Annotated in this window: 21 protein-coding genes; 5 read left to right on the top strand and 16 right to left on the bottom strand. The window is 48.1% G+C overall.

All coding sequences use genetic code 11. From position 1 onward, the window contains the following. Positions 1-7: 7 nt before the first annotated feature. On the bottom strand, positions 8-298 hold the full coding sequence (locus tag O3C58_04525) for a co-chaperone GroES (GenBank protein MDA0691128.1): 291 nt from the start codon (positions 296-298) through the stop codon (positions 8-10). 272 nt (positions 299-570) lie between these two features. On the opposite strand from O3C58_04525, the gene queF reads away from it, so the two are divergent. The 4 genes from queF (at position 571) to O3C58_04505 (ending at position 2,246) form a co-directional block, all read left to right on the top strand. Continuing rightward, the gene (queF, locus tag O3C58_04520; protein ID MDA0691127.1) at positions 571-942 is read left to right on the top strand and encodes a preQ(1) synthase; all 372 of its coding nucleotides are present in this window, start codon (positions 571-573) and stop codon (positions 940-942) included. Between the two features lie 14 nt (positions 943-956). Further along, entirely contained in the window at positions 957-1,304 is a 348-nt protein-coding gene (locus tag O3C58_04515; GenBank protein MDA0691126.1) for a YkgJ family cysteine cluster protein, read from the top strand. 142 nt (positions 1,305-1,446) lie between these two features. Further along, the gene (locus tag O3C58_04510) at positions 1,447-1,911 is read left to right on the top strand and encodes a DUF1566 domain-containing protein (GenBank protein ID MDA0691125.1); all 465 of its coding nucleotides are present in this window, start codon (positions 1,447-1,449) and stop codon (positions 1,909-1,911) included. Continuing rightward, positions 1,911-2,246, top strand: coding sequence for an HNH endonuclease (locus O3C58_04505; GenBank protein ID MDA0691124.1), 336 nt, complete (start codon positions 1,911-1,913; stop codon positions 2,244-2,246). Before O3C58_04510 ends, O3C58_04505 begins: the two co-directional genes overlap by 1 nt. 139 nt (positions 2,247-2,385) lie before the next feature. Here the strand turns inward: O3C58_04505 and O3C58_04500 are convergent, their stop codons facing one another. Both O3C58_04500 and O3C58_04495 read right to left on the bottom strand, forming a co-directional pair. Then, entirely contained in the window at positions 2,386-2,961 is a 576-nt protein-coding gene (locus O3C58_04500; protein MDA0691123.1) for a peptidylprolyl isomerase, read from the bottom strand. Positions 2,962-3,071: 110 nt separating this feature from the next. After that, positions 3,072-3,995, bottom strand: coding sequence for an HAD family hydrolase (locus tag O3C58_04495; GenBank protein MDA0691122.1), 924 nt, complete (start codon positions 3,993-3,995; stop codon positions 3,072-3,074). Between the two features lie 278 nt (positions 3,996-4,273). Here O3C58_04495 and O3C58_04490 point away from each other — a divergent pair, with 278 nt between their 5' ends. Next, positions 4,274-5,056 (top strand): DUF547 domain-containing protein, encoded by a 783-nt coding sequence (locus O3C58_04490; GenBank protein MDA0691121.1) that lies wholly within the window; start codon positions 4,274-4,276, stop codon positions 5,054-5,056. A gap of 69 nt (positions 5,057-5,125) precedes the next feature. Here O3C58_04490 and ftsZ read toward each other — a convergent pair whose 3' ends face one another. From ftsZ to O3C58_04425, 13 genes are all read right to left on the bottom strand, one after another. Beyond that, positions 5,126-6,280 (bottom strand): cell division protein FtsZ, encoded by a 1,155-nt coding sequence (gene ftsZ / locus O3C58_04485; GenBank protein MDA0691120.1) that lies wholly within the window; start codon positions 6,278-6,280, stop codon positions 5,126-5,128. A 21-nt stretch (positions 6,281-6,301) separates the two neighbouring features. Next, the gene (gene ftsA, locus O3C58_04480) at positions 6,302-7,534 is read right to left on the bottom strand and encodes a cell division protein FtsA (GenBank protein ID MDA0691119.1); all 1,233 of its coding nucleotides are present in this window, start codon (positions 7,532-7,534) and stop codon (positions 6,302-6,304) included. Then, positions 7,518-8,468, bottom strand: a complete 951-nt coding sequence (locus O3C58_04475) for an FtsQ-type POTRA domain-containing protein (GenBank protein MDA0691118.1) — start codon at positions 8,466-8,468, stop codon at positions 7,518-7,520. The genes ftsA and O3C58_04475 overlap by 17 nt, the downstream gene beginning before the upstream one ends. Before the next feature lie 8 nt (positions 8,469-8,476). Then, a complete protein-coding gene (locus O3C58_04470; protein MDA0691117.1) occupies positions 8,477-9,409 on the bottom strand; it encodes a D-alanine--D-alanine ligase in 933 nt (310 codons plus the stop codon). A 163-nt stretch (positions 9,410-9,572) separates the two neighbouring features. Further along, positions 9,573-10,601 (bottom strand): UDP-N-acetylmuramate dehydrogenase, encoded by a 1,029-nt coding sequence (gene murB, locus O3C58_04465; protein ID MDA0691116.1) that lies wholly within the window; start codon positions 10,599-10,601, stop codon positions 9,573-9,575. A gap of 60 nt (positions 10,602-10,661) precedes the next feature. Further along, the gene (gene murC, locus O3C58_04460; GenBank protein ID MDA0691115.1) at positions 10,662-12,038 is read right to left on the bottom strand and encodes a UDP-N-acetylmuramate--L-alanine ligase; all 1,377 of its coding nucleotides are present in this window, start codon (positions 12,036-12,038) and stop codon (positions 10,662-10,664) included. Continuing rightward, positions 12,029-13,177, bottom strand: coding sequence for an undecaprenyldiphospho-muramoylpentapeptide beta-N-acetylglucosaminyltransferase (murG, locus tag O3C58_04455; GenBank protein ID MDA0691114.1), 1,149 nt, complete (start codon positions 13,175-13,177; stop codon positions 12,029-12,031). The genes murC and murG overlap by 10 nt, the downstream gene beginning before the upstream one ends. 7 nt (positions 13,178-13,184) lie before the next feature. After that, positions 13,185-14,300: a putative lipid II flippase FtsW gene (gene ftsW / locus O3C58_04450; GenBank protein MDA0691113.1), complete on the bottom strand. Its 1,116-nt coding sequence runs from the start codon at positions 14,298-14,300 to the stop codon at positions 13,185-13,187. A gap of 61 nt (positions 14,301-14,361) precedes the next feature. Then, positions 14,362-15,696 (bottom strand): UDP-N-acetylmuramoyl-L-alanine--D-glutamate ligase, encoded by a 1,335-nt coding sequence (murD, locus tag O3C58_04445; GenBank protein MDA0691112.1) that lies wholly within the window; start codon positions 15,694-15,696, stop codon positions 14,362-14,364. 2 nt (positions 15,697-15,698) lie between these two features. Beyond that, positions 15,699-16,784, bottom strand: a complete 1,086-nt coding sequence (gene mraY, locus O3C58_04440; protein MDA0691111.1) for a phospho-N-acetylmuramoyl-pentapeptide-transferase — start codon at positions 16,782-16,784, stop codon at positions 15,699-15,701. A 4-nt stretch (positions 16,785-16,788) separates the two neighbouring features. Then, complete coding sequence (locus O3C58_04435) at positions 16,789-18,204, bottom strand: UDP-N-acetylmuramoyl-tripeptide--D-alanyl-D-alanine ligase (protein MDA0691110.1); 1,416 nt, start codon at positions 18,202-18,204, stop codon at positions 16,789-16,791. Next, positions 18,197-19,726 carry a UDP-N-acetylmuramoyl-L-alanyl-D-glutamate--2,6-diaminopimelate ligase gene (locus O3C58_04430; GenBank protein ID MDA0691109.1) on the bottom strand — a complete coding sequence of 510 codons (1,530 nt, stop codon included), beginning with the start codon at positions 19,724-19,726 and terminating at the stop codon, positions 18,197-18,199. The genes O3C58_04435 and O3C58_04430 overlap by 8 nt, the downstream gene beginning before the upstream one ends. Positions 19,727-19,764: 38 nt before the next feature. Further along, positions 19,765-21,510 (bottom strand): penicillin-binding protein 2, encoded by a 1,746-nt coding sequence (locus tag O3C58_04425; protein MDA0691108.1) that lies wholly within the window; start codon positions 21,508-21,510, stop codon positions 19,765-19,767. Positions 21,511-21,516 lie beyond the last annotated feature (6 nt).

Below are 21,516 nucleotides of genomic sequence, written 5' to 3'. Positions count from 1 at the left end.
TCCAAATTTATTTTTCCAGGACACCCAAAATGTCGTCTTCCCGCATCAATAAGAAATCTTCGCCGTCGACTTTGACTTCTGTTCCGCCGTATTTGCTGTAAAGAACCTTGTCGCCAACTTTCACATCCAAAGGAATGTGTTTTCCATCCTCACCGATTTTTCCTTTGCCAACCGCTTTAACACGGCCTTCGGTGGGTTTTTCTTTGGCCGAATCAGGAATGAAGATGCCCCCTCTTTGGACTTCTTTCTCCAGAATGGGTTGAACGAGTATTCGGTCTTGCAATGGTCGGATATTCATGATGACTCCTCGAAATTAGTGGTAAACTTAAGTTTCAGAACCTAATTTTCATGACTTGCGGAGAACTTTTCTCGCAAGAATGAATTCGTTAACATGTTGTTTTTAAGGTATTTTTTTGCAGATAAGGCAACTTGATGGACAATTTTCAGGTGCTATCGAGTAATATTAGCACTCATCATTGCCGAGTGCTAATAATAAGATATGATCTGAAAATTAAAAAGCAAGGTGTGGTTAAAAATAAATTAAAAATATTTTTGAAAGTAATTTAACTGATGAAAAAACAATCAGGTAAAGAGATTGAAACGTTTCTCAACCCCAACCCCGACCGGGATTACGAGATCAATATGGAATGTCCGGAGTTCACCTGCCTTTGCCCCAAGACCGGCCAACCCGATTTTGCGGTGATCACCATCAATTACATTCCAGACAAAATCTGTATCGAGCTCAAGTCCTTGAAGCTTTACTTATGGTCTTTCCGGGATGAGGGAGGGTTCCACGAAAAAGTGGTCAATCAGATTTGTGATGACCTGGCCGCCGCCTGTAAACCCAGAACAATGAAAATTGTCGGGGATTTTAACGTCCGGGGCGGCATTTACACCTCAGTGACAGTGGAATACGTCAAAGGTAAGAAAAGAAAAAGCTAATAAAAAGTGAGGGAATGTTGAAGCGAACCGGAGAGTGCAACCAGTGTGGAGAATGCTGTAAAACGGTCAATATCACTGCGGTCAGGGATATTACCCTGAGACAGCACGGAAATATCGAAGAACTGAAACGCTATTTGAGCTTCCGGAGAATCCAGGTCGTGGGGGAGGATGTTGACAAAAACCTTCTCTATTATACAATCAATATTCCCTGTTCCCAGTTGGGGCCTGATAATGTGTGCAAGGTTCACAACTCTCCTGAAAAACCTCTCATCTGCCATCGTTACCCTTGGGCCAAAGACGATATTGCCGAATGCAGTTATACCTTTGAACCGGTTTCCCCCTCCTGGATGCCCAAAGGATAAAGTTCATGGGGTTTCTGTAAAAAGGGAAGATGCTGGATTTCCTGTGATAAAATAACTAAAATAAGGGTTATATTTAAGGAAACAAACTGTTTTATAAACTCCCGGCGCATATTGAACCCGCTGGTTATAAGTGATTTTTGCGATGACTGAGCGGTTTACAGATAATGAGAATGGCACCATTACCGACACCCGGACCGGGCTCATGTGGCAGGAAACCTATGCCTATCCGGAAACGGGGAATTACATCAACTGGTACGATGCGAATGAGTATATCCACGGCCTGAACGAGAAAAATCTGGGCGGTTATTCGGACTGGCGATTACCGGATCGGCTGGAAATCCAGAGTTTGTATGAGTTAAGAAAAACCTTTAAGTCGCGGGGAAAAACCTTTATTCTGCATATAGATCCGGTGTTTGAATTCAGTTACGGGAGTTGTTTCTGGACCCGCAAGACCCGGCTGTCCGCCGCTTTGGGCTTTGAGTTTGATATTGGCGACATGCACTGGTATCCTCAGGGGAGTATTTCCGGATCGGTTCGTGCGGTGAGGGGAGTCCTGAATCCAAAAGTGATGGTTGATCCGGCATGGATCGAATTACAGGAGAGTTGATGAAAACCAGAAATGGAAAATTCGTAAGGCCCCGTACCGATGATCGCCCAACGGCGGGTGAGGAAAAATTCAGAATAGAAAAAGCCAAGGCCCGTAAATTACGGAAGTCGCAATGGTGGTTGCAGAAGCTCCAGAATGGAGTCTGTCATTATTGTGGGGGCAAGTTCGAGACCGAGGAATTGACCATGGACCACATCGTCCCTATTTCGCGTGGGGGCAAAAGCGCCAAAGGGAATATTGTCATCTCCTGTAAAACCTGCAACTCCAACAAAAAGTATTACACGCCGGCGGAACTCATCCTCCGCGATGATCTGGGAAAAGACGTCCGTTTTTGACCCCACTACGTGGGGAGGAGGAGCGGGCTACGCTCTCGAACCGCACAAACTTCCAGTAAATTATAAAAACTCATAAACCCATCGCACGTTAAAATCAAGTCCAGCGTTACGCTGGTCAGTTGGGAACGCCAGGAATGGATTAAGGCTTGTTTTCGGAATCGCCTTTTTCTTTGGGAACGTGAATCTGGCTCTCACAAACGAGAAGCAGGTGGATGCCTAATCTGGTTTTGACGGGTTCCGGGAGGGTGTATTTTTCGGTATTCATGATGATATCGACCAAACTCTGAGTCATGATAGCATCGGTGATCTTCATTCCTTTATAAATCCAGCCCAGCTCGCCGCCCAGTTGCTTCGTCGTGCAACTGCTGTATTTTTTAGACAGCGTGACAAAAAACTTTTCCAGTTTTTCCCGATCGTGGAACTCTTTATCCGGGTCCTCCGTGGGCTGGTCGGCCAGTTCTTTTTGGAAGTCAATGAGGGTTTGCCGGACCAATTGGGCGGCTTCCAATGAAGACAGCCTGATATGGCGGACCCGGTGTTCCATAGGTTTATCGGTTTTCAGGACTTGCTTTTTGGCGACAAAAACCTTCTTTGGTTTGATGATTGGCTTGATGGTTGGTTTTGGAGCATCCGAAGGTTGCACTGGTTCTTTAGCGGTTTTGTCTCTTTCGTAAATGGTTTTTTCTGATTCCTTAGGAAATTTGTCTTCTGACATTTAAGAGGTCTCTTTATTTGTAATGAAGGAAAGTTAAATTATACCTTGAACTTTAAGAATGTAATGAGAAAATTTTTGAGAGGTTAACTGGGAATTCTTAAAGCAATTCTTCAGGAAAAATCCAGCGATTCCAGATAGTTGATAACGGCGCAACTGTCGTTACTGCCGATGATTTCATGCGCGGCCCGTTTGACTTCCGGAAGCGCATTGGAAACGGCAATGGCCCGCCCGGCAATTTTAAACATACCGAGGTCGTTCACATAATCTCCAAAGACAACAGTATTTTTCAGAGGATGTTTTAAATACCGTGCCAATATCTTTATCATATTCGCCTTGTTGGCTTCCTGATGATAGGCTTGTAGCCAGTAAAAATTTTTGAGAGAAACATCTTCCGCAAAATAAAAACTGATGTCATCAGGATATTTCTTTTTTAAGGCCTGATAAACAGGTTTGAGTGTTTTTTTGTTATCGATCAAAAGAAACCCGGACACTCTCTCATCGTTGGCAAATTCATAATTATCCACCTTACGCAGTCTTCCATCCCCGTCCAGGCTGGTGAGGTAGGTTTTTGCTCCGGGATTGGTTGCTTCACGGTAAGATACGCGATGTTCGTTACCGTTGGATAAATAGGAATAGATAAAAGGGTGGAGGCCCAAGGGGGTCACTATTTGCAATAAATCTTTCACGACTTCTTTGGTGATAAAGTCGGCGAGAAAAACATTCTGACCGGTGTTGAAATCGGTGAGGTATACGCCATTGAACAGAATGGTTGGAATTTTTAGATTCAATCCTTTGAGGATGGGATGGGCGGAGTCATAATTCCGAGCCGTGGCAATGGTAAACTTGAGACCTCGGTCTATCAGGCGATTGAGCCGTTGAATGGAATCCTGGGAAAGAGTTCCAGAGGACGAAAGCAAAGTACCGTCCAGATCCGAAATAAACAACAAGTTCTTAGGATTGGTTCCTGTCCAGTTCAAACTTTTCGGCTGGGATCGGGGTGTTTTTGAGAATATATTTTTAAAAATATTTACCATTCTCTCCTTCTCATCTAAACAGCATACAATATTAAATTATAAGGCTTTATTGTCTAAAATCTCGCTATTTTTTTTAAACCGCCAGGTGTTTTCATAACAGTAGGGTCAAGACTCTAAAAGAGATGAATTTTCTTCATTAACTGGGCTGAGTTGCCAAGATTCTTTGTAAGAAATTGTTATATTAACATACTAATAAACTTATAAAGCTTGTCAAGTCAGACACTCATGGATTTTTCCAGAGATGAGAACTAAATATAGAATAACGGGGAGCGAGCATTATGTTGTTAAAAAATAGGGTGCGATTATGGATGCAGGGCGTGGTGGTTTTGTCGTGGTTTCTTTGCCATATTTCTTTAGCGGCGGCGTTTGATTTTTCAGATTGGGATGCGCTGGTAAAAAAACATGTGAAGACGACAACAATTGATGGGGTGACGCTGAATGCCATCGCTTATAAGGATTTGAAGGAAGACCCTGGGTTCAAAAGGGTGGTGGATGGGTTGAAAACCGCTTCGTTTGATGGTTTAAAGATTCAGGAAGAAAAATTGTCCTTCTGGATCAATGTATACAATATTCTGGCGGCGAAAGTCGTGGTGGACAATTATCCGGTCAAGAGCATCAATGATGTAGGCAGTATTTTCAAAAAAGTCTGGAAACGCCCGGCTGGTGTGGTGGCGGGTGAAGAACGCACCCTGGATGAAGTGGAGCATCAAATCCTCCGGAAAATGGGGGATCCCAGAATCCATGTTGCCATTGTCTGTGCGTCCGTCAGTTGCCCGGATATCAGGATGGAAGCATACACAGCTGAGAAGCTCAACGAGCAATTGGACGATCAGATGCGAAAATTTCTTGAAAATAAGGAAAAAGGGCTGAGGGTCGATAAAAAGAAAAAGAGAATCTATCTGTCTGCAATTTTCAAATGGTTTAAGGAAGACTTTGACTCTCAGGGCGGGGTGATATCTTTTGTCAGCCAGTATGTTTCGCCTTCCGAGAAGAAGGATTTTCAGGAATTCGGCAGAAATTTAAAATACCTGGATTACAACTGGGATTTGAACAAATTGTAGCGGAATAAAACAACCGGCTTCCTCCCTCATTTCAAGTGAGGGAGGAGCGGTTTTTTCAAGCGAGCTGTCTCAGTCCGCGTGTTTTCTTAAAAAAGTTGGAATATCGAAATTCACCGGCATTGAGTCAAATTCCGGGTTTTCTTGTTTAATTGCAGAAACCAGGGTCTTTAACTGGGTATGGGTTTGATTGGTGGTGCCATCTCTGCGGCCTTCATCATGTAACTGAGCCTCCACTGGCACCAGGCGCGGCTTTGATTTTTGCTCTTTATTTTCGTCAAACCCGGTAGCAATGACAGTCACTCGCATCTTGCCATGCATATCAGGATCGATGACGGCTCCGAAGATGATATGGGCATCCTCATGGGCGTTTTCCTGAATCAGCATGGAGGCTTCATTCACCTCCAGCAATCCCAGGTCTTCGCCGCCGGTGATATTGATGAGGATTCCCCGTGCCCCATCGACGGATGCTTCGTCCAGCAGCGGGCTGGAAATGGCTTTTTGAGCCGCTTCCACGGCCCTGTTTTCTCCCTCCGCCGTGCCGCTTCCCATGAGGGCTTTGCCCATGTTGCCCATAATGGCTTTAACATCTGCAAAGTCCAGGTTGATCAACCCCGGAACCACAATGAGGTCGGATATACTGCACACTGCCTGTTTGAGGACATCATCGACCAAACCGAAGGCGCCGGTAAAAGAAGTCTGTTTGCCCACAAAACTGAGCAGTTTTTGATTGGGAATAACGATCAGGGTATCCACTGCATTTTTTAACTCCAGGAGTCCCTCCTCAGCTTGCTTGGCGCGTTTCCTGCCTTCGAAGTGGAATGGCTTGGTCACCACTCCCACCGTCAAAGCGCCAATTTCCCTGGCAATTCGGGCAATTATGGGAGCCGCACCCGTTCCCGTTCCGCCACCCATGCCCGCAGTGATGAATACCATATCTGCGCCATGCAGAGTGTCGCGAATCTGGTTTTCGCTTTCTTCAGCCGCCCGTTTTCCCACATCCGGATTGGAGCCTGCTCCCAGCCCTCGGGTAAGTTCTATGCCAATCTGGATTTTATCAGCGCATTTACAGGATTCCAGTGACTGTATGTCGGTATTGGCGACACTGAACTCCACACCACGGATATTATCTCTAACCATAGAGGTCACCGCGTTGGTTCCTCCACCGCCGACACCCACCACTTTTATATTAGCCGAGTATTCGACATTGTTATCAAATTCGATCAAGCCCATTGTGTCTCCTCCTTATTAAAAGAACTCGTCCGCCCAATCTTTCATGCGGCTGAATATTTTTTCAAACAAGTTTCTACCCTGAAGCTCACGGGTGGTCCCCATATTATTAACTCTCACTCCATACTGGATCAGGCCCGTGCTGGTGGCGTACATGGGACTGTTCACCACATCGCTGAGCCCGCCAATCCCTGTGGGGACACCGATCCGTACAGGACACTGAAAAACGCTTTCCGCCAGTTCCGCCATTCCTGTCATAGAGGCGGCGCCGCCTGTCAGTACGATTCCCGATGATATTATTTCCCGGTATCCTGAAATCGTCAGCTCGTGATCCAGCATGTCAAACATTTCCTTGGACCGCGCTTCAATGATTTCGCTCAGAATCTGTCGGGAAACCATTTTTGGCTCTCTTCCCCCAACGCTGGAAACCTCGATGACTTCATCCGCGCCCACCAAAGGGGAGTAAGCGCATCCGTAGGAGTGTTTGATTTTTTCCGCCTCCGCGTTGGGAGTGCGAAGACCAATGGCGATATCGTTAGTCATTTGCGATCCGGCAATGGTGAGTACGGACGTATGCTTGATGGCCCCCTGAAAAAATATGGCCATGTCTGAAGTCCCGCCTCCGATATCGATCATTGCCACGCCCAATTCTTTTTCATCGGAGGAAAGCACCGATTCGCTAGATGCCAGTTGCTCGAGGACGATATCCTGCACTCCCAGTCCGGCTTTATTGACGCATTTCACAATATTTTGCGCCGAAGTTACGGCGGCGGTGACAATGTGCACTTTGGCTTCCAGACGAACCCCCGCCATTCCCAGGGGGTCTTTGATGCCGTCCTGGCTGTCCACGATATATTCCTGCGGAAGCACATGAATGACTTCGCGGTCCAGGGGGATGGCAATCGCCTTGGCAGCTTCTATTACCCGGTCCACATCCTTTGAGTTGATCTCTTTTCCCTTAACGGCGATGATTCCGTGGCTGTTGAGGCTGTTGATGTGTCCGCCGGCGATTCCCACAAATACCGACTCAATTTCGCAACCGGCCATGAGTTCTGCTTCTTCAACGGCGCTTTTGATCGACTCAACGGTACTGTCGATATTGACAACGACCCCTTTGCGAAGGCCCCGTGAAGGGTATTGTCCGAGGCCAATAATATCGACGCCACCTGAGGGAGTTCTCTCGCCGATAATGCAGCAGATCTTTGTGGTGCCAATATCCAGGCCTACGATGTAATTAGAATTTTTGGACATTGACCTGTTTCCTCAATCTTTTTCTCACTGATTGATTGTTATTCATATTATAGGAGTTCTCTTTTCGTTTCACGACAATTTTGTCCTTAAATGATAAATCGATATGATCGATATTTTTCTTATCCGTCTCCAGAGTGTCTCGCACGATCATGAAATTTTGAACATCCTGCGCAATGGTTTCCAGGCCCATAAAAACCTGCATTTTCCCGCTCCCGGTGGTGAAGGTGACACGGGACATGCCGTCGATATCAGCTGATTGGATCGGGTTGTCAGAGAAAAAAGACAGTTGGTTGAAATAATGCATTGTCTGTAGACTGCTGATAACTCCATCCTCGGTGACATTCTGGCCCAACACCACTTCTTCCTTGGACGGGGGGGGGATGATCAAGGGGAGGTGTCGGTAAGCTGGGGTCTCGGGTGCCAGTAAAACGCCAAAGTTGTCCATGACATAGACCTTATCCAGCTTGATTCGGGCATAGGGTTTTCTTTCTTCCACATGGACCAGAATTTCCTGAGGAAACGCTTTTCTGACAGAAACGGTTTGCACCCAGGGGTGCTCGGCAAGTTGGGTGGACAGACTTTCCAGATTCAGTAAAAAAATATTGCTGCCCGTGACAGGACCCAGCCGTTCCAGAATTTCTTTCTCTTGCAGAGTCTGGTTGCCGGTAAGAGTGACCTGAGAGACTGCAAAGCGGGGCGACGTGGTGAAAAAATGATAGCAAAAATAAACTCCATAAGCGCCTGCGGCCACTAGAAGAATTTTTAGCATCCAGCGGAACCCTGTTTTTACCCGCACCCAAAAGGTAGAAAAACTATTCAGGCTCTTGGAAGAAGCAAAAGCTCTTCCGCCTCTTTTATGCTTTTGGGGCTTTTGTGTCCTGAGCACTCGACAGGAGCTGGACATGCTTTTATTTCCTGCTACCGCATAACTCATAAGGGTCTCTATTGGTAATCCAGTTGAGCAGAATTTAATATTTCCATCACCAGCGCATCAAAATCTATTCCAGCCTGCTTAGCCGCCATGGGCAACAGGCTGGTCGGGGTCATTCCGGGGATGGTATTCATCTCCAGAACATACGGGGTTCCATCTGCATCGACGATAGCATCAACCCGCGGCACTCCACGGCCTTTAAGGGCGTGGAACACCTGGATCGCTACCTGCTCGCATCGGGATATTTCTTCAGCACTCAAATCCACCGGCGGGCATACATAGTCTGTTTTTCCCGGCGTGTATTTGGCCTCATAATCATAAAATTCCGATTTGGGTTTGATATGCACGAGTGGCAGGGGCTTTTCCCCCATCATTCCTACGGCCACCAATCGTCCTCCAATAAACTTTTCCACCACAACTTCCTCCGAATAGGTGAAGGCGTCTTCCAGAGCCGGGAGCCACTCACTTTCTTTTTTTACGATATGGATGCCGATGCTGGACCCCTGGTTGGAAGGTTTGACCACCACAGGCAAATCCAGGGTTCGGGAGGTTTCATTCTTTTGTTTCCTTTGAAACACCTGATAGTCTGCCGAGGGAATTGCATTTATTTTAAAAATTTCCTTTGATTTCACTTTGTCATACGCAATGGAACTGCCGAGAACACCAGACCCGGTGTAAGGAATTTGCGCGTACTCCAAAATTCCCTGAATGGTTCCATCCTCCCCGTAGGTACCGTGAAGCGCAATGAAGGCCACATCGATCCCCGATCGTTCCAGGTTGACGGCGATCTTGTGGTCCACATCAATCGCGATAGCGTCCAGCCCGTTTCTTTTGATCGCCTGGAAGACAGAATTTCCGGTTGTCAGCGATACTTCTCTTTCAGGTGACAGTCCCCCCATCAAGACGCCGATCTTCTTTCCCTTTAAATGTATGCCTTTACTCAAGATAGTATTTTCAAATAAAAATTAATTAGGGTCCGCCTCCGGCCTCGGCCAAAAGGCCGGAGACAAAGGAAGGAGGGGTACCTTTGATTACGGACCATTTTAATATCGGTTTCTATTTTTGCTCTTGAGAAGAAAACTAAAAAATTCTCTTCCTGTTTTGTCATCATTTCCCCAGAACGACGATTTCCGGTTCCAGTTTTATCCCGGATTTTTCTTCAACCACTTTCTGAATGTGATCGATCAGGTTGAGAACATCCACTGCGCTGGCATTGCCCTTGTTGACGATAAAATTTGCATGTTTGAGAGACACGCTTGCATGCCCAATGTAGGTTCCCTTGAGTCCTGCCGATTCGATCAATCGTCCAGCACTGTCATTAAGGGGGTTTTTAAAGATCGATCCAGAATTCGGAACCGTCAGAGGTTGTTTGGAACTTCTGCGCGTCAGGTGGCTGTTCATGGTTTCATGAATCTTCTTCATGTCTCCCTTTTCAAGTTCCAGCTCGGCTTCGACAATGATTCCCCCTTCGGTTGGGAAAACCGTCTTCCGGTAACTGAAATTTATTTTATTGCCTTGCAAAACCTCAACCTCTCCCTCTGGAGTGACACGAGTCACACTACGGATAAACGGGCCAATCTCTGTGCCCTCCGCGCCGGCATTCATGATAATCGCACCGCCTAAAGAGCCAGGAATGCCTACCAGATGTTCGATTCCAGTCAGAGAGTACTTGGCGGCGTATTTTGCGAGATAGGACAGCTTCACTCCAGCGCCAACACGTAATACAGCCTTATCTTTCTTTTCGGCAGATTGTTCGAACACTGGAGCGCCGATTGACCGAAAACTATTTTTAAGAGAAATAACGATTCCGCGTATTCCGTTATCGGGTGCCAGGAGATTGGTCCCTTCGCCAAGAATGAATATCGGAATGTCCCCGTGCTGTTTGAACAGGGTTTGTATATCGGAAATGTCTTCAGGAAGAACGAAGAAATCCGCCGGCCCACCGATCCGGATGGAAGTATGGTTTAGAAGAAGCTCATCGCGTTTCACTTCGCCTTTGATTTTTGTCAACCAGGGAAAAGGGTTGGTCATGATATTTTTCTGCCGTAATTTGCGTCCCAGGACGGTTTTAGGTAAGTCCAGCCGGGTTCGAAGGGGAAACCTTTGGCCCGTGCCGGAGTGGGTAAAGTTTATCAATCTCCGTTTCCATGGTTCACTCAACATATTAATTTACCCTCTTTGGATGTTTTATTGTATTCAATTGGAAATATTCTCAAGTAAAACGCGGTTCAGTTCCCAAACGTCTCCCGCTCCCAGGGTGATCACCACATCTCCGGGATGGATAAGGCGAAGCAATGCGGGAACGACCTCGTTGCGATTTTCAATAAACTCCACGTGCTTGTGCCCAAACTCCTTGGCCCCCTCGGCAATCAGCCGTGCATGCACACCAGGGATCGGGGACTCACCAGCCGGGTAGATATCCAACACAATCAGATGATCCGTGTCGTTGAAAGCGGAGCAGAATTGTTGCAACAGGGTTTGCGTGCGGGAATATCGATGCGGTTGAAACACCGCGATCAGTCTGCGGTCGGGCCAGACCTCTTTCGCTGTTTTAAGAGTCGCCTGGAGTTCAACAGGGTGATGACCGTAATCATCAACCAGCGTCAGGGAATCCGATTGATGTATGATTTCAAACCGGCGCTGAACGCCAGAAAAGGTTTTTAACGACTCGGCGATGTTCGGGAACTCCAGATTCAATTCCATGCCCACCGCGACCGCCGCCAGAGTATTCAAAACGTTGTGGCGTCCCAAGGCTCCCGAATTGATTCTTCCCAATTCTTTTCCCTGATGATAAACGGTGAAAAAACTTTGCAATCCCTCGACCGAAATATTTCTCGCCGTATAATCCGCCTGGGTTGTCAATCCGTAGGTGATATAGCGTTTCTCCATCCGGGGGATCAGAGATTGAATATTGGGATCATCCAGGCAGATAATAGACGCTCCGAAGAACGGCACCTTATTGATGAATGTCAAAAATGCGTTTTTGATGTTTTCAAGAGTTTTGAAATGATCCATGTGTTCTTCATCGAGCGTCGTGACCACCGCGAAGGTGGGAGACAACTTGAGGAACGAACCGTCACTCTCATCCGCTTCCGCGACGAGGAATTCACTTCGCCCCAGTTTTGCCAGTCCGCTAAAGCTTTTGAGTCTTCCACCAATCACCACGGTAGGGTCGAGACCGCCGCCGGCTAAGACGGTGGCGACCAGCGATGTGGTCGTGGTTTTTCCATGTGTGCCGGCGATGGCGATGCCGTATTTCATGCGCATCAGTTCGGCGAGCATTTCTGCGCGGGGAATCACAGGAATGGCTTTTTCCCTGGCGGCGAGCACTTCGACGTTATCCGCTTGAATGGCGCTGGAGGCGACCACCACCTGGGCGTCTTCGACATTTTCGGCCTTGTGTCCGAACAGGATCTTCGCTCCGATTTTTTCCAGGTGATCGGTGACATGAGTTCTGCCCATGTCTGATCCGGTGACCTCAAACTCGAGGTTGATCAGGACTTCAGCAATTCCGCTCATACCAGAACCTCCGATTCCGATAAAATGGATGCGTTGGGTTTTTCCTAAAAACATGACAATACATTTTCTCCAGCCGTCGTTTCATTTCTCCCGGATTTGCCACGGGATTTATTCAGCAACTCCAAGCAAAGGTGCAAGGCTTTTTCCGTTGCGTCCCGTTTCCCCAGTGCGTAGCAATTGTTCTCCATTTTCAGTCTCTTTTCCGGTTGCTCGCTGGCCTGTAAAATGGACTGTGCCAGTCGTTCACCGGACACATCTTTATCAAGCATGATTTCTCCAGCGCCAGCCGCTTCAAGAACCCGCGCATTGTGCTCCTGATGGTTATGGGTTGCGTGCGGGTACGGAATCAATACCGCCATTTTTCCACAGGCGGTGATTTCCCCCAAAGTGGAAGCCCCTGCGCGGCAAATGATCAGCGAAGCCTTGCGATATTGTTCGGCCATATCGTGGATAAAAGCCTGGACGTCCGCAGATATATTTTTTTCAGCATATTGACTTTTCACCCAGTCGCAATCGCGCTCTCCGGTTTGGTGGGTGATGTGAAACCGATCTTTTTTTTCGGATAAAAAGTCGATGGCTTCTACCATGCCCCGGTTTATGGAATGCGCCCCCTGACTGCCACCCAGTACCAGGATATTGAACTTGCCTGAGGGCAAGGGGGATGAATTTTCCCTGAGAACGCAAAATTCTTCCCGGATCAGATTGCCCGTTTCGACGACTTTATTTTCGGGAAAATATTTTTTTGACTCTTTAAATGACACCGCTATTTTGTCCGCTATTTTTCCAAGCCATTTGTTGGTGATTCCGGGAACGGCGTTTTGTTCCTGAATCAGTATAGGAATCCGCAAAATCCATGCAGATAAAACCAGCGGTCCGGAAACGTAGCCGCCGACGCCCACCACAAGGCCCGGCCTTTTTTGCAGCAAAAAGGTGAAGGACTGCAGAATGCCGACAGGAATCTTGACCCATGCCAGCAACCGGTTGAAACCTTTTTTACCCAGAAGACCTCCCGAATAAATAGTTTTCAAGGGCCATCCTTCACGCGGAAGAATTTTCGATTCGATTCCCTGCCTGGTTCCCACAAAAGTTATATCCATATCGTTGTCGTGTTTTTTGAGCGCCTTTGCCAGTGCGATTCCCGGATAAAGATGGCCTCCGGTTCCGCCGCCGGCTATGACCACTCGTTTACGCATGGTTTGCTCATGAGCGTCGCACCGTTTGCTCCGAAATGTTTAACAAAATTCCCACGCACAGCATGGAAATCACCATGGAGGACCCTCCCATGCTGATAAACGGCAGGGTCAAACCTTTGGTTGGCAGAAGACCCGTGGCAACTCCCATATTGATGAATGCCTGGAATCCGATCAGCAGGGTGATGCCGATCGCCAGATGCGTGCCAAAAGCATCCTTTGCCCGGTAGGCGATGATGAGTCCTCGCCAGACCAGAACGAAAAATAAAAAAATTACTGCCATGGCTCCCAGGAAACCCAATTCTTCTCCAATCACCGAGAAGATGAAATCCGTATGCGCTTCTGGAAGATAAAATAATTTCTGGTTGCTGTCTCCAAGCCCGAGACCCCAGGTCCCACCTCTTCCAAAAGCATAAAAAGATTGAATCGCCTGAAACCCTGTATTTTTAGGGTCCTGCCAGGGGTCGATAAAAGCCTGGATTCTTCGCATCCGATAATCGGCGCTGAAAATTGCTATAACGATAAAAGGCACAAACGCCAGTGCTGAAAAAATCAAAAACTTTTTACGAATTCCACCAATGAACATCATCGTAAATGTTACAGCGCAGATAATGATTGCGGTTCCCAAGTCTGGTTGAAAAAGTATGGGCAGAAAGAAAAATCCCAAAACAATCAGGTTGGGCAGGTATCCGTATGCAAAGTCCCGTAATTTGTCCGAACGTTTGACAAGGGATTTGGCCATAAACAAAACCAGGGCGAACTTGGCAAGCTCGGAAGGTTGAAATGAAAATAAACCCAAATTCAGCCACCTGCGGGCTCCTCCGCCTTCCACACCCAAACCGGGAAACATCACCGCCAGAAGGAGAATAAATGTTGCCAGCATTATCGGATAGGTGAATTGCCCCCATTGATGGTAATTCGCCTTGCGGGCGAACCACAGGACTCCGCTTCCCAATAACATCCAGATCAGCTGACGCTTGAGGAAATAGGAGGAATCGTTGTGGGCTTCCAATCCGTAGACCGCACTGGAACTGAACACCATGACGAGGCCGAAAAGAATCAGAACCGCAACGGTAATGCAGAGAAGAAAATCACACCCGTGATGATTTGGATTTGATGAGTTCAAGTTTCCTCGTTGTTATAAATGCTTGTTGGTCTGGCAAACTTTCAAATTGCCGGAACCGTCGTTAAAGACTGTGGACGATGGATTTAAATTGATTTCCACGGTCCGCGTAATCCTTGAACATGTCGAAACTGGCGCAGGCCGGTGATAGAAGAACCACATCCCCGGACGTCGCATGTCCTGTGGCCTTGCGCACGGCCTCCTCCATACTGTCGGCTTCTTCATAGTTAAATGATCCGTTTAAGATTTGCCGGAACTTGGATTTGGCTTCTCCTATCAGGATCAAATGCTTGACCTTTTGCTTGAAAACCTGTTGCAGGGGCAAAAAGTTACTTTCCTTATCTTTCCCGCCGACAATCAATACAACAGGGCGGCTTAAGGATTGCAGGGACTTCTGAACCGCTCCCACATTGGTTCCCTTGGAGTCGTTCACGAAGTCAATTCCCTGGTAGGTACGCACCCATTCCATACGGTGCTCCAAACCTGTAAATTGTTTGAGCGTTTCTGCAATGGTTTCCAGCGGGATGTTGAGGAGGGAACTGGCCAGAGAAGCCGCAAGAACGTTTTCCACTTGCCATTGCATGACCTGGTTGAGATCATCAAGGTTACAGATTTTCTTTTCGGTTGCATTCATGCGTAACATAAGAGAGTTCTCTCTCAAAAAGACACCTGTTTTCACTTCGTCGGTGGCGCTGAAAAAAAGTTTTTGGGCTCGGGAGTTTTGTCCGAGATTTTTCGTGTTTGGGTCGTCCTGATTTAAAATGAGATAATCGTTTTCAGTCTGATTTTCACTGATTTTTTCTTTGAGCCGGATATAAGTCGCCATCGCTTTGTGCCGGTCCAAATGGTCGGGAGTGATATTCAACACCACACTGATTTTGGGTCTGAATTTTTCAATGGCCTCCATTTGAAAACTGGATATTTCCAGAACCAGAAAGTCCGGCGCTTCTTGATCCACCAGTGATATGAAGGGAATTCCTATGTTGCCGCCGATCAGAACCGATTTCCCTGCGGCCTGCAAAATTTTCCCAATCAGTGTTGTTGTGGTCGATTTTCCATTGGTTCCGGTGATCGCGATGATGGGAGAGGTGCTGAACCGACAGGCCAGCTCCACTTCACTCCAGATGGGGATGCCCCGTTGAACAGCAGACTCCAGGAATGAAGAATTAATATCGATCCCTGGGCTGAGAATGAGTAGTTCCTCATTCCCAGCCAGGGCGGATGATCCGAACTTGGTTTGAACCGAAGGGTTCAACTGTTGGACGGCCTCCTCCAGATCTTGTCTTTCCTTCTGATCGATGAGAGTCACCTGCGCTTTCTTGCCTGCGAGGAAATTTGCCGAAGCGATGCCGGAGCGTCCCATGCCGATCACAGTTATTTTTTTGTTTTTCAATTCCATGGCTAGCGCATTTTCAGAGTGCTGAGGCTGATCATCGCCAGGACAACCGCGATGATCCAAAACCTTACGATGACTTTGGGCTCCGACCAGCCCGATTGTTCGAAATGATGGTGAAGCGGCGCCATTTTAAAGACGCGTTTTCCGCCGGAGTATTTGAAATAACCGACCTGAATGATGACCGAAAGCGCCTCGATCACGAAGATTCCGCCGACCAGAATCAACAGTAGTTCGTGCTTGGATATCACCGCGATGGTTCCCAGAATGCCGCCGAGAGACAAGGAGCCGACATCTCCCATAAATACCTGGGCGGGATAGGAGTTGTACCAGAGAAAACCAAGACTGGCCCCAATAATGCTTGAGCTCAATACGGCAATCTCCCCTGATTCGCGGATGAATTGAATATCCAGATATTCGGCGAACTTGAAATGGCCGCACAAATAGACGATCCCCGTGTAAGTGAGGGTGGCGATGATGATGGGTCCGATGGCCAGCCCGTCCAGTCCATCTGTCAGGTTGACGGCATTGGAGGTTCCGACGATGATAAAGACAATGAAAAAAAGATAACCGACGCCGAGGTCCGGTTGCAGTTGCTTGAAGAAAGGCACGGACAGTTTTGTGGCGTAATCTGCCCGGATGGGATCGAAATAGATCAAATAAACACCAATGGCCAGGGCGATGAGCGTTTGCAGTATGAGTTTCGTTCGGACGAATAAGCCATCGCCGCTTTTTAATTTGGTCAGGTCATCATAGAAACCAATGCCTCCAAACCCGACTGTTGCGAAAATGATCACCCAGATGTAATTATTCGATAAATTGGCCCAAAGCAGGGTGGATAACAGAAAGGTGAAAAGGATGAGCATTCCCCCCATCGTCGGTGTGCCTGATTTAACACTATGTTGTTTCGGGCCGTGGGCGCGAATTTTTTCCCCGATCTGATATTTTTGCAGAAGGCGGATCATGTAGGTTCCCAGGACCAGACTGAGCACGAGGGCTGTCACTCCGGCATAGGCCGACCGGAACGTGATGTAGCGGAACACGTTGAAGATTGAGTAGTCGGCACTGAGCGGATAGAAAATATGATAAAACATGTTTTTAGTTGTTTTCTGAGTTAACCAACGCCTGAATGACCTTCTCCATGCCTGCGCCACGTGATCCTTTGAACAAAAGGCAGTCTCCCGGGCGGGTATTTTCTTTTAAATATGCAGATGCTTCCTCATGATTGCCAAGGGCGAGTGCGCAGTCCTTAGGCATGCCTTCTAAACGGGCCTCCTCTGCGGCCAGAGATGCCAGTTCCCCCACGGTGACCAAAACGTCAATGGGTTGTTTGGCTATTTCTTTGCCGAGATCCTTATGGGCGGATTGAGATAAATCGCCGAGTTCCAGCATGTCTCCAATCACCAAAAACCGGCGTCCGCTGGATTTATATTTGGACAGCGTGTCCAGCGCTTCCTTCATGGATTGCGGGTTGGCGTTATAGGCGTCGTTGATGATGGTCATGGAATTGTGCTGTGAAATTTCGTAACGCTGGGAAAGCAACCGGCAATTAGCAAGTCCCTGAGTCATAGTCGTTGTCGGGATTCCAAGAGAATACCCGGTTGCAATCGCCGCCAATGCGTTATAGATATTGCAGAACCCGAGAAAGGGGAGGGCTACCGAAAATGATTGGCCGAAAATTGAAACTGTAAAATCGTGCCCGTCATTTGATCTGGCTTGAATATTCTCAGCCTTCACATCGGCAGGATTATCGATTCCAAAACTGATCTGTTTGGCCCGCAAGGATCTGCCCAGTTCCAGCACCAGCGGGTCGTCGGCATTGATGATGGCGGTTCCATGCTCGCTCAACGCTTCAAACAACTCGCCCTTGGCCGCCTGCACGTTTTTCAGGGTTTTCAACTGTACCAGATGGCCCTCGGAAATATTGGTGATGACCCCGATGTCGGGTTTGGCGATGTCCGCCAGTTGCCGGATTTCGCCCGCTGCACTCATCCCCATCTCTAATACCGCCACCTCGTGTGAGGCGTCGAGTTCCAGAACGTTCAACGGCAGGCCAATGTGGTTGTTAAGGTTTCCTCTGGTCTTCAAAGTTTTGTAGGTCGTCTCAGCGATAGATGCGATCATTTCCTTGGTGGTCGATTTACCGTTGGTTCCCGTGACCCCCACCACGCGGGCCGGCATTCGGCTCCGATGAAAGCGGGCAAGGTCCTGCAGGGCCGATAACGTATCGTCCACTCGAATAGCAAAAAGCGCTTGCGCTTCTTTTCGGGATGAGTTCAAGGAGGCAGGCAGTTTCTTCTGGTTAGAAAGAATGATCCCGGCGGCGTTTTTTTCAATCGCCTGCGCAATGAAACGGTGACCATCAAAATGGGGCCCCTGAATACAAAAAAACAGCTGGCCCGCCTGAAGTGTCCGGGAGTCGATGGACACGCCGCGAAAGGTCCGGCTCGCTTGCCCGGACAGGAGGTCGCCACGCAAAACTTTCAGGCATTCTTGTGCGTTACTTTCAATCACGTTTCATCCTCTGATTGATGGCATGGGCCGCGATTTCGCGGTCATCAAAATGAATCTTTCCAGAGCCAAGTATCTGGTAGTCCTCGTGGCCCTTTCCTGCTATTAAAACAAGATCGCCTGGTCGGGCGTTTTCTATGGCGTATTCGATGGCTTGTTTCCGGTCTGCGACCACCCTGTAGTCCTGGTTTTCCCTGGCCGAAGACGGCACACCTGCGAGAATATCGTCAATGATTCGTTTTGGGTCCTCGGTTCGAGGATTGTCGGAAGTGATGATGGTATAGTCACCCATTTCCAGCGCCACGCGCGCCATTTCTTTGCGCTTGCCCGGGTCGCGGTCTCCGCCGCAACCGAACACGACGATGATGCTTTGTGACGTCAGAGTCCTGGCCGCCTTCAATGCATTCTCCAAGGCTTCGTGGGTGTGGGCGTAATCCACTACAACTGAAAAATCCTGCCCACAATCAATGCGCTCGAACCTTCCCGGAATGTAGCTGACGGCTTGTAGGCCCTGTTCGATCTCATCGAGTGAGAACCCCTGGAAGTATGCGGTAGCCGCTCCACTGAGAAGGTTATAAATGTTGTGTTTGCCGAGAAGAGAGGTGTGAATTTGTCGGCTTCCCGAGGGTGTTTTGAGCATGAACTGGCTTCCAGATTCGGATAGGACGCACTGTTCCGCTTTGATATCAGCAGGGCGGTCGATGCCAGTGGTCAACGTGGGCCTACTGGTTTCGCTGACGATTTCCTTGCCCACGGGATCATCGATGTTGATGACCTGTTTTTCCATGGAATTGTCCTGGAATAATCCTTTCTTGGCATTTTTGTAATGCTCCATGGTGACGTGAAAATCCAGGTGGTCGCGGCTCAAGTTGGTGAAGACCCCAAGGGAAAAGTGTATTTCATGCACCCGTTTGAGAGCGAGAGAATGCGATGAGACCTCCAGAAAACAGTCTTTGACCCCTTTTTCCACCATGTCTGCAAGCATTTGATTGATATCCAGAGATTCCGGTGTGGTCACGGAAGCGGGCGCCTGAAAATCCCCGTAGCGGTAATTGATGGTTCCGATCACGCCGGTTTTTAATCCACGGTTTTGGTACAAGGATTCCAAAATATAGGTCAACGTGGTTTTCCCGTTGGTGCCGGTAATACCAACGATGCCCATGTTCCGGGAGGGGTGACCATAATGCAGAGCACTGACCCAGGCCAGGGCCTGACGGCTGTCTTCAACACAAATAGCGGTTGTATTATTGGATGCCAGTCCCAACTCGTTTAATTGATAGATTGGAAGTTCGGTGATGAATGCGGCGGCTCCCCGCTTAAGGGCATCCTGAATAAACCGGTTGCCATCCTGTTTTAAACCATGAATGGCGACAAATAAACTTCCAGGGGTCGCTTTCCTGGAATCAAACGTGATCGAGGAAATTTCTTTTTCTAAAGTTCCAAGAACATTGAGAACGGGGAATCCCTGGATCAGTTGCGAGAGTCTGCTAATTTGTTTATTGCCCACGGTTGTCTGGGGTTTCATTGAAAATGTTAGAAAATTCTTTTGCGCGGCGGTTTTCATCAGGCGCGATTGAGAAAATAGACCCGCTCGTTTTTCGACGGGACGTTGAGATATCGTAAAACCTCCTTGGAGATTTTGCGGAAAACCGGCCCCGCCACTTCACCTCCCCAGTGAGCTTTGCGGGGAGAGTCAATCATTACCAGTACCACTATTTTGGGAGCGTCCGCTGGAACGAATCCTATGAATGATGCCAGATAGTCTTCTTTCGAATAAGCGCCGGAAGCCTGGTCATATTTTTGAGCGGTTCCTGTTTTTCCCGCAGCTTCAAATTCCGCAAGCGCAGCCGGAATTCCGGTTCCGTTTTTTACGGTATTTTTCAACACCTCAATCATCTGGCGGCTGGTTTTATCCGAGATGACCCTGCGTATCCTTTTAGGTTTAAAGGTTTCCACTATTTTACCATTTTTTAGGACGGCTTTTGTGATTCGCGGCAACATAAGATTTCCACCGTTGGCAATGGCGCTTAATGCCGTAACCATTTGAATGGGGGTGACGGCGATTTCGTGTCCGAATGAGATTGAGGCGAGGGATAAATCGGACCATTGGGAAACATCTTTCAATTGCCCTGAAGACTCTCCGGGTAGATCCACCCCTGTTTTCTCCCCAAAGCCGAATTTTCGAATGTAGTTGGAAAACTTTTGATCCCCAAGCTGTTGTGCAATTTTGATGATGCCAATGTTGCTGGATTTGGCGATGATACTCTGCAAACTCAGCCATCCGAACCGATGGCTCGATGCTTCCCCGATAGGCACCCGGCCGATATGGAATTTCCCGTTTTCACAAAAGAAAAGATCGTCGAGATCTACCGCGCCTGAATCGAGAGCCGCCGCTGCGGCAATGGGTTTGAATATGGAACCCGGTTCGAACGAACTGGAGATGGCAGGGTTTGCCCATTTTTGCGGCGGATAGGCCGAAAATTTATTTGGATTGAACTGGGGAAAGTTAGCCAGGGCTAATATTTCCCCGGTGTAGGGTTCCATGACGATCGCCGTACCGGATTTCGCCTGGTATTTTTCGACCTGATCCTTTAAGTGATGCTCGGCGATGAATTGGACCACTTCATCCAGAGTAAGGACAACATCCTTGCTGGTTGTTTCGGACTTCTCTGTTTGCTGGATAGCACCAATGTTTCTCCCACGGGCATCCTTTTCTATGACCCGCCGCACGGTGGTTCCTTTAAGGGTGGATTGGTAAAAATGCTCAACTCCCGCCAAGCCCTGATTGTCCATTCCTACAAAGCCGGTCACATTGGCGCCCAGCTCCCGCTTCGGGTAAAGCCGTTTTTGCTCGGAAATGAAGCCGACGCCGGGCAAGTCGAGGCGTCGCAATTTCCCAGACTCCTGCAGGTCGCATTTGCGCTTGATCCAGACGAAAGGTCTTTTGGACGAAAGTTTTGTAAAGATTGTTTTTGAGTCCAGGTTGAGATGGGACGCAAGCAATTTGGCTGTTTGATGTTTGTCAATAATTTTGGACGGGGTGATGTTGATCGACTCGACCTCAATATTCATCGCCAGTTCATTCTGGTTGCGGTCATAAATGGTTCCTCGTCCGTAAACAATTTCTGTGATGCCCTGATATTGCTCCTTTGATTGAGCGACCAGCTCATCATGATTTATGACTTGCAGAAAAAACAGCCGTGTGCCTAAAGCGGTCCCATAAAGGATAAAAAAGCAAGCGATCAGGGCGAGCCGAAATCGTAATATCGAGCGAAAATCCTTTGATAGAGGTTGGTTTTTTTTTCGCATAAGGCT

This window comes from Nitrospinota bacterium (assembly GCA_027619975.1).
GTDB lineage: Bacteria > Nitrospinota > Nitrospinia > Nitrospinales > VA-1 > JADFGI01.
The sequence above is the reverse complement of the archived record's forward strand: the minus strand, read 5'-3'. Positions and strand labels throughout refer to the sequence as shown.

Excerpts from the sequence above, each read along its gene's own strand:
- O3C58_04525 (MDA0691128.1), bottom strand. The coding sequence starts at position 298 with ATGAATATCCGACCATTGCAAGACCGAATACTCGTTCAACCCATTCTG.
- queF (MDA0691127.1), top strand. The coding sequence starts at position 571 with ATGAAAAAACAATCAGGTAAAGAGATTGAAACGTTTCTCAACCCCAAC.
- O3C58_04515 (MDA0691126.1), top strand. The coding sequence starts at position 957 with ATGTTGAAGCGAACCGGAGAGTGCAACCAGTGTGGAGAATGCTGTAAA.
- O3C58_04510 (MDA0691125.1), top strand. The coding sequence starts at position 1,447 with ATGACTGAGCGGTTTACAGATAATGAGAATGGCACCATTACCGACACC.
- O3C58_04505 (MDA0691124.1), top strand. The coding sequence starts at position 1,911 with ATGAAAACCAGAAATGGAAAATTCGTAAGGCCCCGTACCGATGATCGC.
- O3C58_04500 (MDA0691123.1), bottom strand. The coding sequence starts at position 2,961 with ATGTCAGAAGACAAATTTCCTAAGGAATCAGAAAAAACCATTTACGAA.
- O3C58_04495 (MDA0691122.1), bottom strand. The coding sequence starts at position 3,995 with ATGGTAAATATTTTTAAAAATATATTCTCAAAAACACCCCGATCCCAG.
- O3C58_04490 (MDA0691121.1), top strand. The coding sequence starts at position 4,274 with ATGTTGTTAAAAAATAGGGTGCGATTATGGATGCAGGGCGTGGTGGTT.
- ftsA (MDA0691119.1), bottom strand. The coding sequence starts at position 7,534 with ATGTCCAAAAATTCTAATTACATCGTAGGCCTGGATATTGGCACCACA.
- O3C58_04475 (MDA0691118.1), bottom strand. The coding sequence starts at position 8,468 with ATGAGTTATGCGGTAGCAGGAAATAAAAGCATGTCCAGCTCCTGTCGA.
- murC (MDA0691115.1), bottom strand. The coding sequence starts at position 12,038 with ATGTTTTTAGGAAAAACCCAACGCATCCATTTTATCGGAATCGGAGGT.
- murG (MDA0691114.1), bottom strand. The coding sequence starts at position 13,177 with ATGCGTAAACGAGTGGTCATAGCCGGCGGCGGAACCGGAGGCCATCTT.
- murD (MDA0691112.1), bottom strand. The coding sequence starts at position 15,696 with ATGGAATTGAAAAACAAAAAAATAACTGTGATCGGCATGGGACGCTCC.
- mraY (MDA0691111.1), bottom strand. The coding sequence starts at position 16,784 with ATGTTTTATCATATTTTCTATCCGCTCAGTGCCGACTACTCAATCTTC.
- O3C58_04430 (MDA0691109.1), bottom strand. The coding sequence starts at position 19,726 with ATGAAACCCCAGACAACCGTGGGCAATAAACAAATTAGCAGACTCTCG.
- O3C58_04425 (MDA0691108.1), bottom strand. The coding sequence starts at position 21,510 with ATGCGAAAAAAAAACCAACCTCTATCAAAGGATTTTCGCTCGATATTA.